Origin of the sequence: Winogradskyella wichelsiae (assembly GCF_013403925.1) — a bacterium.
GTDB lineage: Bacteria > Bacteroidota > Bacteroidia > Flavobacteriales > Flavobacteriaceae > Winogradskyella > Winogradskyella wichelsiae.
In genome coordinates this window covers 820,345-835,704 of sequence record NZ_JABFDJ010000002.1, presented here as the reverse complement: position 1 = coordinate 835,704, position 15,360 = coordinate 820,345, and the positions used below count along the sequence as shown (strand labels likewise).

Annotated in this window: 13 protein-coding genes and 1 tRNA gene; 9 read left to right on the top strand and 5 right to left on the bottom strand. The window is 32.8% G+C overall.

What is annotated here, in order from left to right:
• Positions 1-943: 943 nt before the first annotated feature.
• The 3 genes from HM985_RS07285 to HM985_RS07275 all read right to left on the bottom strand — a co-directional run bounded on the left by HM985_RS07285 (position 944) and on the right by HM985_RS07275 (position 4,489).
• A tRNA-Asn gene (locus tag HM985_RS07285) sits at positions 944-1,017 on the bottom strand.
• Between the two features lie 95 nt (positions 1,018-1,112).
• The gene (rseP, locus tag HM985_RS07280) at positions 1,113-2,459 is read right to left on the bottom strand and encodes an RIP metalloprotease RseP (RefSeq protein WP_179375594.1); all 1,347 of its coding nucleotides are present in this window, start codon (positions 2,457-2,459) and stop codon (positions 1,113-1,115) included.
• 95 nt (positions 2,460-2,554) lie between these two features.
• On the bottom strand, positions 2,555-4,489 hold the full coding sequence (locus HM985_RS07275) for a M1 family aminopeptidase (protein WP_179375593.1): 1,935 nt from the start codon (positions 4,487-4,489) through the stop codon (positions 2,555-2,557).
• A gap of 85 nt (positions 4,490-4,574) precedes the next feature.
• On the opposite strand from HM985_RS07275, the gene HM985_RS07270 reads away from it, so the two are divergent.
• From HM985_RS07270 to HM985_RS07255, 4 genes are all read left to right on the top strand, one after another.
• Complete coding sequence (locus tag HM985_RS07270) at positions 4,575-5,255, top strand: SCO family protein (protein ID WP_179375592.1); 681 nt, start codon at positions 4,575-4,577, stop codon at positions 5,253-5,255.
• Positions 5,256-5,352: 97 nt separating this feature from the next.
• A complete protein-coding gene (locus HM985_RS07265) occupies positions 5,353-5,580 on the top strand; it encodes a FeoA family protein (protein WP_179375591.1) in 228 nt (75 codons plus the stop codon).
• Complete coding sequence (gene feoB / locus HM985_RS07260) at positions 5,573-7,672, top strand: ferrous iron transport protein B (RefSeq protein WP_179375590.1); 2,100 nt, start codon at positions 5,573-5,575, stop codon at positions 7,670-7,672. Before HM985_RS07265 ends, feoB begins: the two co-directional genes overlap by 8 nt.
• Before the next feature lie 43 nt (positions 7,673-7,715).
• Entirely contained in the window at positions 7,716-7,856 is a 141-nt protein-coding gene (locus HM985_RS07255; RefSeq protein ID WP_179375589.1) for a FeoB-associated Cys-rich membrane protein, read from the top strand.
• A gap of 271 nt (positions 7,857-8,127) precedes the next feature.
• On the opposite strand, the gene HM985_RS07250 is transcribed toward HM985_RS07255, so the two are convergent.
• A complete protein-coding gene (locus HM985_RS07250; RefSeq protein WP_179375588.1) occupies positions 8,128-8,937 on the bottom strand; it encodes a DUF6503 family protein in 810 nt (269 codons plus the stop codon).
• Positions 8,938-9,061: 124 nt separating this feature from the next.
• A complete protein-coding gene (locus tag HM985_RS07245) occupies positions 9,062-9,715 on the bottom strand; it encodes a metal-dependent transcriptional regulator (protein WP_179375587.1) in 654 nt (217 codons plus the stop codon).
• 101 nt (positions 9,716-9,816) lie between these two features.
• Here HM985_RS07245 and HM985_RS07240 point away from each other — a divergent pair, with 101 nt between their 5' ends.
• From HM985_RS07240 to HM985_RS07220, 5 genes are all read left to right on the top strand, one after another.
• Positions 9,817-12,171: a TonB-dependent receptor gene (locus HM985_RS07240; protein ID WP_179375586.1), complete on the top strand. Its 2,355-nt coding sequence runs from the start codon at positions 9,817-9,819 to the stop codon at positions 12,169-12,171.
• 12 nt (positions 12,172-12,183) lie between these two features.
• Positions 12,184-12,654 (top strand): thioredoxin family protein, encoded by a 471-nt coding sequence (locus tag HM985_RS07235; RefSeq protein ID WP_173587753.1) that lies wholly within the window; start codon positions 12,184-12,186, stop codon positions 12,652-12,654.
• 232 nt (positions 12,655-12,886) lie between these two features.
• On the top strand, positions 12,887-13,330 hold the full coding sequence (locus tag HM985_RS07230) for a tetratricopeptide repeat protein (RefSeq protein ID WP_179375585.1): 444 nt from the start codon (positions 12,887-12,889) through the stop codon (positions 13,328-13,330).
• A gap of 84 nt (positions 13,331-13,414) precedes the next feature.
• Positions 13,415-14,329, top strand: a complete 915-nt coding sequence (locus HM985_RS07225) for a metal ABC transporter solute-binding protein, Zn/Mn family (RefSeq protein ID WP_179375584.1) — start codon at positions 13,415-13,417, stop codon at positions 14,327-14,329.
• Complete coding sequence (locus HM985_RS07220) at positions 14,329-15,063, top strand: metal ABC transporter ATP-binding protein (RefSeq protein ID WP_173587750.1); 735 nt, start codon at positions 14,329-14,331, stop codon at positions 15,061-15,063. Before HM985_RS07225 ends, HM985_RS07220 begins: the two co-directional genes overlap by 1 nt.
• The last annotated feature ends 297 nt before the right edge of the window (positions 15,064-15,360 follow it).

The window sequence follows — 15,360 nt, the reverse complement described above, 5'->3', positions numbered from 1 at the left end:
GTGTTAGGCCTGCCGCTAGCGTTCATCCTGAGCCAGGATCAAACTCTTCATCGTTAAATTTTAAGTCTTACGACTATATCTTCAACCACTAATAGGAATTATTCTAGTACTCTAAATGATTTATTCTCTTGTTTTAAATCAACCGTTTCCAGTTGATTCTTACGCTGTCAATTCAATATGTTAATGAACTTATTTCTTTACTTTAGCTTAACGTTGTTTTGTTAAGCGGGTGCAAATATACGAGTCTTTTACTTACCTACAAGTCTTTTTTGAAGTTTATTTTAAACTATTTTGTAGGAATCTAATTTTCAGTATTTTAAATATCAAATAAAACTGATTTAATTCTACAAAAGTACCATAGCCCCAATCTCAACTCATTAATCCATTATATAAAATGAAACATATTATTACAATCTCTAACAAAACAAACATCACTTAATACTTAATTAATATTCAATAACGCACAGTCCCACTTGATACAAACCGGAGCAGAAAAACAAAAAAGCGAGTGTAAACTTATAAACGAAGTCACAATAATCCACCTAACCAAAATAATTAGGTGCCGAAATGAATTCTATGTTGTAAGCTAAATAAAAGTATACATTTAAGGTTTCAATAAAACTCATTGAAGAAACTCTTTTTTTTTTGCAAAAAAAAGTTTTCACACTTACAGATATATAGTTTATTGTTAAAAAGAAGAAACACATTCTTCCGCAAGCTATATGTAAGTTAACACTGAATTTTGAGGTAAAGTTATAATGGCGTACCTCCTGAAATTTATAGGTGTCGAATTTTCAGCACAATTCAACCTACTTAAGAAGAATAGTGATTTTAATAAAAAACACACTTAAACGCATTGCGCAGTAAGACCGACAATAGTCAAGAAAAGTATAAAACACAAAAAAAGCCTCTACATTTCTGTAAAGGCTTTTGGTTTAATAAGCTCCTCTTCTTAGGCTCGAACTAAGGACCCTCTGATTAACAGTCAGATGCTCTAACCAACTGAGCTAAAGAGGAAAGTTATTGTTTTTTCGCGTTAGCGAGTGCAAATATATAACGCTTTTTAATATCCACAAAATATTTTCAAACTTTTTTTTGAAAAATTCAAGAATTTAATTGCTAAACGCTTTAAAGATGTCATTTCCATTAGCAAATAGAACTAAAGCAATCAAAATAAAGAAGCCGATCATTTGTGCACGCTCTAAGAATTTTTCACTTGGCTTACGTCCTGATATCATTTCATAAAGTAAAAACACCACATGCCCACCATCTAATGCTGGTATTGGCAGTAAATTAAGTATTGCTAACATAATGGACAAAAACGCTGTTAAACCCCAAAAATAAGGCCAGCTCCATGCACTAGGGAATTGATCATAAATGGCTTTAAAACCACCTAAACCTTTATAAGCACCAGTACTTGGATTTGTAATTGCAGCCAATTGATCGAAATAATTAGTAATGGTTTTAGTGAATTTACGTCCACCAGCAGTAAAGCTTTCACTGAATGTATATTGTTTTCTTGTAATTTCTAAATACCCTAACTCATCAAAACGACTATAGTTATTAGTCCATGGGCGAATTCCGAATTTACCTTCTTCGTCTAAAGATAATTCTTCTTTCACTAGGCTATTGTCTTCTTTAAGAACTTCTACTGTAACTTTCTGATTTTTTAATTCTCTTGTGAAGGCTTCTACTTGATCAAAATATTTAATCTCGGTACCATTAATACTCTTAATGATATCTCCCATTTTTAGATTCTTCTTTGCATTTAAGGATGAATCTGCAACTTCACCAACCATAAATGGAACGCGATATTCGAAATTAAGTTTACTTTTACTAGAAGAATATTGCCCTAAAAAATCTTCTGGCAAATGAATATCTTTCGTTTCACCAGCTCTTTCTACAGTTATAGTTTCTGCATTAATTAGATTAAACCCGACATCGGAATCATTAACTACAGGTATGTTGTTAATAGATAATATCTTATCTCCTGTTTTAAACCCGATATCTAGCAACATAGGGTTATCTATCCAATAGCCATCTTTTAAACTGTCTACTTTTACATCAGAATCACCGAAAGCAAAAGAAATAGACACATAGATAACATATGCTAATATAAAGTTAACCGTTACTCCACCAAGCATGATAATAAGACGTTGCCAAGTTGGCTTAGAACGAAACTCCCATGGTTGTGGAGGCAATGCCATCTGTTCCTTGTCCATACTTTCATCAATCATTCCAGCGATCTTTACATAACCACCAAGTGGTAACCAGCCAATACCATATTCTGTATCTCCAATTTTCTTTTTAAAAAGTGAAAACTTCACATCAAAAAAGAGGTAAAACTTTTCAACTTTTGTTTTAAAAAGCTTTGCGGGTATAAAGTGCCCAAGTTCGTGTAAAACAATAAGTAAAGATAAACTAAGTAAAAATTGAGATATTTTTATAACAAATTCCATGTACTATTTTTCAAATTTCGATTTGCAAAAGTAACGTTTTTATCTCAAATGAGATATTCAAAGTAATGTGTAATATATTAAAATTCAGACCTTATCTAATTTTTAATAATTCGTCTATTAATGATCTGATCATCTGTTTGAAACTGAATAAACAATATACCTGAAGCTAAAGCAGTTAAATCTACTTCTGGATTCCAATTTTGCTCCAATAATAATTGGCCTAAACCATTATAAATTTTAATACGTTTTACATCTATTTGCTCTGGCTTCTGTATCGTAATAACATCTTGTGAGGGATTTGGAAATATTATAATTTCTACATTATAATCATAATCCGAGACACCTAATGTTACTGTATTATTTTTTGAAATTAAATGGTAGTCAGGATCAAATAGAACCTCCTGCACTGTAAAGTTAACAGTTTCCATAAATTCTTCATTATTAATAGTGTTATCTAAAACAATATCTAAACTTTCACCTAAGGTTCCTATTATTCTAATAGGGACACCTGCTTCAAAAAAGGACACAGAGGCATCACTTTGTGTTTGCCCAATAGAAATCTGTAACTCGTTAGCACTCTGACTCCAATTAATCTCATAACTTGGATAACCCGCATTATAAACCCAGTCTTGAAAAAACTCATCTAAATCTTCGTCTGCAGAAGTTTCCATTAAATTTATAAAATCGTCTGTTTTAGCATAATCATAGGCTAAACTTGGTGAAGCTAAGTAGTCTTGCATTCCTTGGTAGAACCTAGCATCACCTAATTTTTTTCGTAATTGGTGTAGCACCATAGCTCCTTTATTATAACTTAAACGACTACTAAAAATTCTACTGATACTTGTCGTATCTTGATCCGTTAAATAAACCGAACCACCTGATTGAGACGTAATACTGCTTACGGTTTGTTGCCGCCAGGATTTAAAACTTTCTTCACCATCTAAATCCTCTATTACCAAACCGGATAAATACGTCGCGAAACCTTCATTAAGCCAAATATCTTTCCAACTGCCACATGTAATTTTATTACCAAACCACTGATGCGCTAACTCGTGTGCAATAAGCCCTCTGCTAAATGACCCCATAAAAGAAACCGTCGTATGCTCCATTCCTCCACCCCAACCAAATTGGGCGTGTCCATACTTTTCGTCTTCAAATGGATATGCTTCAAATTTATCAATGAAAAGATCCATGATATCTACCGTGATTTCCGTACTTGCCTCAGCACTTGTTAAACTTTCTGGATAAACATAATTTACAATATCAAAAGCATTTCCATTATTAGAAACCTCATGTGAGTATACCTCATAATTAGTGACTGCAATGGCAATTAAATAAGCAGGAATTGGATGGCCATGTCTAAAATGGGTTGTCTTTTCCGAATTAATAATAGTCTGACTCTGCTCTAAACCATTAGAAACGGCAATATAATTTTCACCAGAAGGATTAAGCTCTGGCGTTGTAATATAAATATCAATTTCATCTATTTTATCTACCAAATCTTGTTTACATGGCCACCAACCTTTAGCACCATAGGGCTCAGAAAGTGTCCAAATAATAGGATCTCCATTATGTATAGTTTGCTCAAAAGAATCAAAACCCGAGCTTATGGGGTTTCCTGAATAACTCACTGTTAGTGAATCTAAGACGCCACCATTTTGCATTACAGGAAGCGTAATAACCAATTCGTCATCAATGTTTTGCACAAAATTCAATGCGTTTCCTCGTTGTAAAACTTGCGAAACCATCATATTATCAGCTAAATCAAAAGTAATTTCAGACATATCTTCTTTAGCCTCAAAATACGTCGTTACATTCCCAGAAATTGAAGCAACAGATGGATCAATATTGAATTCTAATCTGTGATATTTTACATCGTAATTCCCTGTATTAGCATTCTGACTACTCAATATTCGGTTCATAGCAGATTTAGCCTCTCCATCTCGAATTCCATTTAATGTTTCATGAAAATCTTGCGCACTTATTTGCAGCGTGAATACCAGAATTAAGTATCCCAAAAATTGTTTCATAACAGCGGTTTTTATTGTTAAAAATAGGACTTTTATTGAGATACAGTCGTATTTTTGTAATTCAACTTTCTTTAATAGCTACATAATGTCATTTCTTGCGTTTTTCAAAGACTACAAAAAATTCGGAATTTTCTTTTCAATTCTTTCTATAATTATTTTAGTCATTATCTATAACGTCTTAAATGTAAAACAACATCTTCCTATATACCAACCTGGAATGGTAAGTGAAGAATTGGTAGACAGTACTATTCAATATCAATTAAAATATCACAAAATCGCAGACTTTAGTCTAACCAATCAAAACGGTAAAACAATAACGCAAGAAGATTACAAAGACAAAATCTATGTTGCTGATTTCTTTTTTACAACCTGCCAAACCATTTGCCCAATTATGACGGGTAACATGTCTGAGATACAAAAAGCAATAATGGGTTATGATGACGTTATGTTGCTTTCTCACTCTGTAACACCAAAAATTGATAGCGTAGCACAATTAAAAAGATATGCTTTAGAAAAAGGAGTTAACGACAAAAAATGGAATCTTGTTACGGGTGATAAAAAACAAATTTACAAACTAGCCCGAAAAAGCTACTTAGCAGTAAAGACGGATGGAAATGGTGACGAGTATGACATGATCCATACCGAGAACTTTATCCTTGTAGATAAAAAACGTCAAATTAGAGGGTTTTACGATGGTACAGATCCTGAAGATATAGAACGCCTTAAGCAGGATATTGAAACTCTAAGGTATTTTGATCAACAATAGAAAACTCTTAAGCCGTTAAATATTCCTTATCTAACTTCTTACACTAACAAATTTCTCTTACTTTTGCTTCTTTAAAACAATTCTAAATAAGCAAAAGTTGACATTAGCAGAATTAAAACGCGGACAACAAGGCATCATTACAGATGTGTCTTCTATTCATATTCCTTTAAAACTTCTCGAAATGGGGTGTTTGCCCGGTAATATGGTAGAACTTGTGCAGGTCGCACCTTTTGCAGACCCAATGTACCTTAATATTAACGGTACGCACTTAGCTATTAGAAAAGAAACTGCTATTCATATTATAATTGAAACCGCGCATGAGTAAGCAAATTAATGTTGCTTTAATAGGAAATCCAAACACCGGAAAAACCTCTGTATTTAATGCTTTAACTGGGTTAAATCAAAAAGTAGGAAACTATCCTGGTATTACTGTTGAAAAGAAAGAAGGGATTTGTAAACTGCCAAGGGGAGTAAAAGCACATATTATTGATCTACCTGGAACTTATAGTTTAAACGCTTCTTCATTAGATGAAAATGTTGTTATTGAATTACTTCTTAATAGGAATGGCAAAGATTACCCGGACGTCGCTATTGTTGTTAGTGATGTTGAAAACTTAAAACGTAACCTTCTCCTATTTACACAAATTAAAGATTTAGAGATCCCTACAATTTTGGTGATTAACATGTCTGATAGAATGGCCTACAAGGGCATTTCGTTAGATATTCCTCATTTAGAAAAAGAACTTAAAACTAAAATTGCCCTAATAAGTACTCGAAAAAACAAGGGTATAGATCAGGTAAAAGAACTGATTATAAAACACAAAGAACTCTCTATTGAACCTTGCTTAAATGCCTCTTTAATTGATACTTCTTATTTTGATAATTTAAGACAAGCTTTTCCTAACCAATTATTATATAAACTTTGGTTGGTTATTACTCAAGATGTCAATTTTGGTAAAACAGACCGAAAGAACTACGAAGCCGTTGAAGATTTTAAAACAAAATCTAAAACAGATTTAAAACGTCTTCAGCAAAAAGAGACTATAAAACGTTATCAATTTATAAATGAAACGCTTAAAAAAGGACAAACCATTGACCTTAAAACAGCTAAAGATTTACGCATAAAATTAGACCGCATACTAACTCATAAAGTTTGGGGTTATTTAATTTTTGCTGCCATTTTATTATTAATTTTTCAAGCTATTTACGATTGGTCTAGTGTACCAATGGATTTTATTGACAGCTCTTTTGCAGCCTTAAGTGAATGGGTAAAAGAAACCTTACCAGAAGGGGCTTTTACTAATTTATTAGCAGAAGGAATTATTTCGGGACTTGGAGGAATTGTTATTTTTATTCCACAAATTGCATTTCTATTTTTGTTTATTTCTATACTAGAAGAGAGTGGTTATATGAGCCGCGTGGTTTTTCTAATGGATCGCATAATGCGACGTTTTGGACTTAGCGGAAAAAGTGTAGTACCCTTAATCTCTGGTACAGCCTGTGCTATTCCGGCTATTATGGCAACGCGTAATATTGAAAGCTGGAAAGAACGCTTAATCACCATATTAGTCACCCCTTTTACAACCTGTTCTGCAAGATTACCTGTATATCTTATAATTATTGCATTAGTAATCCCTGAAGGTCGAGTTTTAGGTTTAAGTTACCAAGCCTTAACTTTAATGCTATTGTATCTTATAGGATTTGGAGCAGCCGTTGGCTCTGCCTGGATATTAAATAAAATTATGGGTCTAAAGACCAAGAGTTTCTTTGTGGTAGAAATGCCAAATTATAAGTTACCACTATTTAAAAATGTTGCGCTTACTGTTTTAGAAAAAACAAAAGCCTTTGTGTTTGGTGCTGGTAAAATAATTTTAGCCATCTCAATTGTACTTTGGTTTTTAGCATCTTACGGTCCAGGAGACAACTTTAATAATGCAGAAAGCATCATAACAGAACAATATGCCTCAGATAATTTAAATACTAGTGAGCTAGAGCAAAAAATAGCTTCGCATAAATTAGAACATTCATTTATCGGTATTGCTGGTCATGCTATAGAACCAGCGATAAGACCATTAGGTTACGACTGGAAAATTGGTGTCGCCATTGTTAGTTCTTTTGCTGCGAGAGAAGTTTTTGTTGGTACCCTAGCAACAATCTACAGTGTTGGTAGTGACGAAGAAGAAACTATAAAAAATAGAATGGCAGGAGAAGTAAACCCCATTTTAGGTGGACCATTATTTAATTTTGCTTCTGGTATTTCATTAATGTTATTTTATGCTTTTGCAATGCAATGCATGAGTACACTAGCTGTTGTAAAACGTGAAACTAACTCTTGGAAATGGCCTATCTATCAATTAGTAATTATGAGTGCTTTTGCTTATATTATAGCTCTAGTGGCTTACCAAGTCTTAATTTAAAGAAGTAATAGTATAAAACGTAAAACTTTTAAAAAAGAAATATATGAACACTATTATCCAAAACATACTAGCATTTTCCGCTGTAGGATTAGCAGTGCTCTTTTTAGCAAAAAAGTACGTATTGCCTACTAAGAAAAAATCGAATAAAGCCTGTGGAGGTGATGATGGCTGCGGATGTCATTAAAAAAATCCCTTTAAGAAAGGGATTTAATATTCATTAGAGTTCCTATACTATTTATTCTAAAGCCTTCGTCTTCGATTATAAATCAAATAAAGTAACTTTCCGTAAAAAGGCTTTATTCATAGTATAACCTAATGCCTCTATTTTAAGCGTTTCGATTAGATTTTTTTTAAAAATCCATGATATCTTTGGTATAGATGCAGAAATTATCTTGGTATTTGAATTAAAGGCCCTAATTCAAAATTAGAATAAATAGAAGCTAGAAGAAGCTCTTTTATTTTTCAATAAAACCTTCAGGAACCTTAAAAGTATTAGCATCTGGAGTTACAAACTTAATATCTTTTATAGCTGCTTCACCTATCACCTTTCCTAAACCACCGTCTTTAGTCCACTCGTAAAATTCCCAATTGTGCGCAAATGGCACACCATCTATTGTTTTAAAATTAGAATACCCTATAGCATGAGGATCTGCTTCTGCTGCTTCTGTAGATTTATTTACTGTAACAATGTAAGCTACATAATCTAACATATGTGTTTCTGGATCACTGTAAACCACATACCAATCATCAGGCGCATCACCTGTGTTTGCTTCAAAAGTTAGGCCTTGCTTGTTATACGTTTTACCGTTAAGCTCTGCTGTCTCTAATTCAGACCAAATTGTTCCTTGGTCACTTAATTTGTCTGGAAACAACAAGAAATACATCCAAGTATAGGCATCAAAACGGACTGCTTTTTCATTTTTAAGATCTGGCGAATGAAAGACTTTATCATTATCGTAATATATAAAAGTACCATCTTTCAATTCAATTTTACCTTGTGTAGAATTTGTTAAATAAGTCATTTTAGCATCCAAACGTTCTTTACCACCAAAACTAATTACAATATCTAATTCAATAGCTTCATTAGACAAAAATGTTTCCTTGTTGTAAGCTTTTTCGATAGCTTCTATAGGTGACATTGGCTCATCATCTATTATAAGCTCAGGAACTTCAACTTCCTTATCTTGTTTATTTTCATTTTTACAACTTGTAACACACATTAAAAGTGTTAAACAAAGAACACTAGACTTAAAAAGATATGACATATAATTGATTTTTATAAAATTAGAACTTCCTCAAAATTAAAACGTAAAACGAAAACTCGCTATTAAGATTCTTTATTTTAAGATAATTTTAGCGTTTTAAGCACCATGAATATACAAATAAAACTTAGACCTTCTTTAAATAAAGGTTTTTAGCAACACTTTGAGATACAACAATTTCAACTTTACCCAAACCTAATTTTATTGAATTATCAAAAGGTTCTTTATATAGTATTTTAATGATTGTACCAAGACCGATATTATTACTATCTAAATATTTTAAAAATTTAGAAGACGTGTCATCCACACCTATACATTTATAAGTTATCCCAACCTCAGCTTTAGCTAAAACAATTTTTTCAATGTACGTAAAATTACCTTCCTTGTCTGGTATAGGATCTCCATGCGGATCATAAGTAGGAAACCCCAAAAATGCATCCAATTCATTTACTAATTTATCAGAATTAATATGCTCTAAATGTTCTGCAACTTCATGAACCTCATCCCATGAAAAATTTAATTTTTCTACAAGAAACACTTCCCATAAACGATGACGTCTTATCACTTTTACAGCATAATCACGGCCAGCATCAGAAAGTGTTGCTCCTTGATAAGGTATATGTGTAAGCATGTTTTTTTCAGCCAATTTTTTAATCATATCCGTAGCTGATGATGCTTTGGTTTTCATTTCCTCGGCAAGCGCATTGGTAGAAACACCTTTTTTAAATTGTTGCTCTAAATGGTAAATGGCTTTTAGATAATTCTCTTCTGCTAAAGTCACAAGTTTTTAATTTATACAAAGATATATTTTTTTTATTAAAAACATATTTTTAGATTTGCCTAAATTATAATTAAAACAAGTCTAAACAATAATTTAACCATATGAAATATTTTACTCTCATTAGCTTCTTTATGATCACTTTGGTTTCCGCTCAAAATAACAAAACCACAATTTCAGGCCAGGTAACAATTGAAGGAATCCCTGTTCCTTATGCTAGCATTTATGTAAAGAACGGCACAAACGGCACAGACGCTAATGAAAATGGAGATTATAACCTAACCCTTGCCTCTGGAGAAATTATATTAATAGTGAAATCGCAAGGTTACCGAACACTAGAAACACCATTAACCTTAACCCCTGGAGTTAACCAAATCATTAATTTTGAAATGATTGAAGATGTACTTGGCTTAGACCAAGTTGTAGTTAGCGCCACACGAAACAGAATTAGTAAAAAAGAAGCACCTGTAATTGTAAAAGTACTAAGTCCTAAACTCTTTAATGCCACACAATCTGTATCCTTAGCAGATGGTTTAAATTACCAGCCAGGAGTACGATTAGAAACCAATTGCCAAAATTGTGGTTTCACCCAAGTACGTATGAATGGTTTACAAGGGCAATACACCCAAATTCTAGTCAATAGCCGCCCTGTATTTAGCGCTTTAAATGGTGTTTATGGATTAGAACAAATACCTGTTAGTATGATAGACCGTGTCGAAGTTGTGCGTAGCGGTGGTTCTGCCCTTTTTGGATCTAATGCCATAGCAGGAACTATAAACGTGATTACTAAAGAACCTGTAAATGATAGCTGGGAAATTAGTACAAACCTAGGATTAATAGATGGAAAAACAGCAGACCGTACCGTTAATATTAATGGATCTGTTGTTAGTGAAGATTTAAAAAGTGGGGTTACCGTTTACGGCATATTTCGTGATCGTGACGCCTACGATGCAAACAACGATGGTTTTAGTGAAATTACAGAATTAAAAAACAACTCTTTAGGATTAAAAACTTTTTTAAGACCAAATGACAATAGTAAAATTGGGTTAGATTTTACTGCCATTAGAGAATACAGACGTGGTGGAAATAAATTAGAATTATCACCTCAATTTAGTGACATTACAGAAGAACTTGATCATAATACCGTTTTTACAGGTTTAGATTATGAACTTTTTAATGATGACCACACCAACACCTTAAGTGTTTATACTTCTTTACAGCACACAGATAGAGGAAGCTATTATGGTGGATTAGGGGGCGGAAGAACTGCTGAAGATTCTATCGCTGCAAATAATGCATTTGGAAACACTAAAGATTTAGCTTTTGTTGCAGGAGCTAAATTTAATCATGAATTTAAAAACAATGATATCGTAACAGCGGGTATAGAATACCAATTAAATGACACTAATGATGCTATTATTGGCTACAACCGTCTTGTAGATCAAAAGGTAAATAGCATAGGTGTTTATGGGCAATACGAATGGAAACCAATAGAGAGATTTTCTGCACTTATCGGCGTACGTTTAGATAATGTAAACGTGGATGGCTATTATACTATTCAAGACATAGAGAGCTCTTCAGATGTTTCAGAAACAGTAATAAGTCCAAGACTAACCTTATTATATAACCTAACAGACGAACTAAAATTCAGAGGTGGTTATGCTAGAGGATTTAGAGCACCACAAGCCTTTAATGAAGATTTACACATCTCTTCTGTCGGGGGAGAACAACGTTTTGTTATATTATCTAACAATCTAGAAAGTGAGTTTTCAAATGCCTATACAGCTTCATTTGATTACACAAAGGATTTCAACAAAACACAAACTAATTTATTGGTTGAAGGGTTTTACACCACATTAAAAAATCCATTTACAATTGTAAGTACAGGTACCCCATTATCTAACGGCTCTATTTTAGAAGAAACTCGTAATGGTTCTGGTGCTTATGTTACAGGTGCTAATATTGAACTAAGTGTTTCACCAAGTTCAGATTTATTTTTACAAGCAGGTTTAACCGTACAAAAGTCAATATTTAAAGAAGATCAACTACTATTTGAATCTGATGGTTCTATACCAGGAGAACAAGATGTTTTATTAGATGAATTTGTAAGATCACCAAATACTTATGGTTTCTTAACTTCTAGCTGGGAAGTTAGCGATGTTTTTAAACTAGACGTTACAGGAAGCTATACTGGTTCTATGATTGTTCCTCTTGTTGTTAGTGATTCTGGTTTTGTAGACCTAATAGATACAGAATCGTTTTTTGACATGACTACAAAACTAACCTACCATTTTGATCCTATTGAAAATTTTCACGTAGAATTAAGTGGAGGTGTTCAAAATATTTTTGACAGTTACCAAAGTGATTTTGATACCGGAGCAGGAAGAGATTCAACCTATGTTTACGGACCTAACCGACCACGTACTTTCTTTATTGGTCTTAAGTTTGGAGACTTTTAAAACCTTATCATTATGAAATACATTTTTTATACGCTAACCTTATTTCTAATACCACAAATCCTCTTATCTCAAAGTGATGTAGAGATCCATTGGAAAACATGGACAGAACTAGAAAAAGCAGTAGAAAAAGAACCAAAACCTGTATTTGTTTATTTTAATGCAGAATGGTGTGTCTATTGCAAAAAGTTAGATAGAGAAGTCTTTACCAAACAAGCGGTTATTAAAAAAATGAATAGCGATTATTATGCCGTAAAGATGAATGCTGAATCTTTAGACACTATTGTATTTGATGGCGTAACATTCACCAATAAACAAGCCATAACCAAACGTAATGGCATACACGAGCTTCCACTACTCTTAGCCTCTAGAGAAGGTGTAGAATTCACACTTCCAGCAACATTAATTTTTAATAGAGATTTTGTAATTAAACAGAAGGTATTCAATTACTACACCTCTAAGCAATTATTAAAAATGCTTAAATAATCTCATAAATAGTTTTTTACTTAAAACCATTAAAGGCATAATAACCTTAATAAAAGTTACTATTTTTTTCATATTCTGAGAGTTAGGCAGTACCGCGATTTCATGTTAAAAAGCGGTACAGCCGTCTAACTTTTAAACAAACACCATTAAAACCCTATAATTCTACTTACTACTAAAATTTATTGAAAATTTTTAAGACCTCATTAACTATGAATTATAACAATAAAAACTCATGAGCGATATTTGTCTAAACCATATTGTAAATTATTGGAAAACAAGAACAAAGATTTCTAATCAATTATTCGAAGAAAAACAATTCGAAAAAGCGTTAATAGACTATAAAAATGCGATTTACAGATCTGAAGTTCTAAACAATCATCCTTCAAGCTGTAAAGAACTAGGCATACCGTTTGCTCAAATATATCTTGTTTCGTGTAACAACCTTATAAACACATACGAAGAGTTAGGCAATTTATCAGAGGTAGAAAATATGCTAAAACGAAAGATCTATTTTATCTTACATTTTAAAAATTCAGAGCACACAGATAAAACAATATTACAATCCGAATTAAGTCGTGCAGCTCTAGCCTATTTAAATTTTACAGAACAAGAGGGTGGTCATAATAAAAAGCAAACACAACTATATAAAACACTTAAATCTGAAATCAGATCTTAATAATTCTATTCCTTATAAAATTGAATTTAAAACTAACGATAGATATTTCAATATTTAGTATATTCGTAATAAATATTTAGACCTATGAAAAAAATAATTTCCCTTTTAGCTATCATTCTCATTTTTACAGCTTGTAAAGACAATAATGCTAAAGATAATGGAAAACTAAATATAGTTACCACAACCACTATGCTTACCGATTTAGTTAAAAATATTGGTGGCGATATGGTAAATGCAAAAGGATTAATGGGCTCTGGCGTAGATCCTCACCTTTACAAAGCCAGTGAAGGCGATGTTTCTAAATTAGTTAATGCAGATATTATCTTTTACAGCGGTTTACATTTAGAAGGTAAATTGGTTGAAGTACTTGAAAAAATGGAAAGTTCAAATAAAACAACCATAGCACTTGCAGATGCATTAGATAAGAAAACACTTATAGGGTCTGAATATTTTGCTTCAAATTATGATCCTCATGTTTGGTTCGATATTAATTATTTTGAACAATTTGCAGAAAAAACAGCTGCAGTTTTAGCTGAAAAAGATCCAACAAACGCAGCTAAATATGAAGCAAATAAAGATGCTTATATCATAAAGCTTGAAGCACTTCAAAATACAATAAAACAAACGATAGAAACACTTCCAAAAGAAAAAAGAGTTTTAGTTACTGCACATGATGCCTTTAATTATTTTGGAAAAGCCTACGGATTTGAAGTTGTTGGTTTGCAAGGCATCTCTACCGCAACAGAAGCTGGGGTACAAGATGTTCAAAAATTAGCTACCTTTATTATAGACAAACAAATTAAAGCTATATTTATAGAAAGCTCAGTACCAAAACGAACTATTGAAGCTTTACAAGCATCCGTTAATTCAAAAGGACATGATGTAAAAATAGGTGGAACGTTATATTCCGATGCCCTCGGAACCACAGGGACAGTGGAAGGAACTTACATTGGAATGTTTGAATATAATGTGAATACAATTGTTAATGCACTTAAATAATGGATAAAATAGCCGTAAAAGTTGACGATTTAACCGTAGCCTACAACTACAAACCTGTACTTTGGGATATTGATTTAGAAATTCCTGAAGGTGTACTTATGGCCATTGTAGGACCAAATGGTGCAGGTAAATCAACACTTATAAAATCGATATTAGGGATACTAAAACCCATTGCTGGTAGCGTAACTATTTATGGCAAATCGTACGAAAAACAACGCAAACTAGTAGCCTATGTGCCACAAAAAGGAAGTGTAGATTGGGATTTTCCAACTACCGCCTTAGATGTCGTTATGATGGGAACTTACGGAAGTTTAGGATGGATAAAACGCCCTGGTCAGAAAGAAAAAAAATCTGCTTTAGAGGCTTTAGAAAAAGTGGGCATGCTAGCTTTTAAAAGCCGACAAATTAGTCAACTTTCTGGAGGTCAACAACAACGTATTTTCTTAGCACGTGCTTTGGTACAAAATGCTTCTATTTATTTTATGGATGAACCATTTCAAGGTGTAGATGCGACTACCGAAATAGCAATTATCAATATTTTAAAAGAATTACGAAAAGCAGGAAAAACAGTTATTGTAGTGCATCATGATTTACAAACCGTACCCGAATATTTTGATTGGGTAACCTTTTTAAACGTGAAGAAAATTGCTACAGGTCCCGTAAAAGACATTTTTAATGATGATAACCTAACGAAAACTTATGGTATTAATTATCAAGTGAGTATTCAGGAATAGAAAATAGTTGACAGTATTCAGTGGGCAGTTTGTAGTGCTCACTCATACAGACAATAAAAAAGGACTTCTATAAAAAAGTAAAAATACAAGTCCCAAATTTCGACATAGTCGGAAAAAATCAAAATTTAGAAATAATGAACGACGAGAGGAAGATGCAAAGCGAAGCTTTAAGTACGAAATCTCGGAAGTGAATGTTGCTTTAGCAATTTCCAAATTTTGATTGTGATTTGTTCGTTTATTCGCAGATATAAATTTTATGGAGCTCATGATGTGCTTCGCAGTTTGTATCAAGACAAA

Bases quoted from the DNA above. Each gene is read 5' to 3' on its own strand.
- rseP (WP_179375594.1), bottom strand. From the start codon at position 2,459: ATGGAATTTGTTATAAAAATATCTCAATTTTTACTTAGTTTATCTTTA.
- HM985_RS07275 (WP_179375593.1), bottom strand. From the start codon at position 4,489: ATGAAACAATTTTTGGGATACTTAATTCTGGTATTCACGCTGCAAATA.
- HM985_RS07270 (WP_179375592.1), top strand. From the start codon at position 4,575: ATGTCATTTCTTGCGTTTTTCAAAGACTACAAAAAATTCGGAATTTTC.
- feoB (WP_179375590.1), top strand. From the start codon at position 5,573: ATGAGTAAGCAAATTAATGTTGCTTTAATAGGAAATCCAAACACCGGA.
- HM985_RS07255 (WP_179375589.1), top strand. From the start codon at position 7,716: ATGAACACTATTATCCAAAACATACTAGCATTTTCCGCTGTAGGATTA.
- HM985_RS07250 (WP_179375588.1), bottom strand. From the start codon at position 8,937: ATGTCATATCTTTTTAAGTCTAGTGTTCTTTGTTTAACACTTTTAATG.
- HM985_RS07240 (WP_179375586.1), top strand. From the start codon at position 9,817: ATGAAATATTTTACTCTCATTAGCTTCTTTATGATCACTTTGGTTTCC.
- HM985_RS07235 (WP_173587753.1), top strand. From the start codon at position 12,184: ATGAAATACATTTTTTATACGCTAACCTTATTTCTAATACCACAAATC.
- HM985_RS07230 (WP_179375585.1), top strand. From the start codon at position 12,887: ATGAGCGATATTTGTCTAAACCATATTGTAAATTATTGGAAAACAAGA.
- HM985_RS07225 (WP_179375584.1), top strand. From the start codon at position 13,415: ATGAAAAAAATAATTTCCCTTTTAGCTATCATTCTCATTTTTACAGCT.
- HM985_RS07220 (WP_173587750.1), top strand. From the start codon at position 14,329: ATGGATAAAATAGCCGTAAAAGTTGACGATTTAACCGTAGCCTACAAC.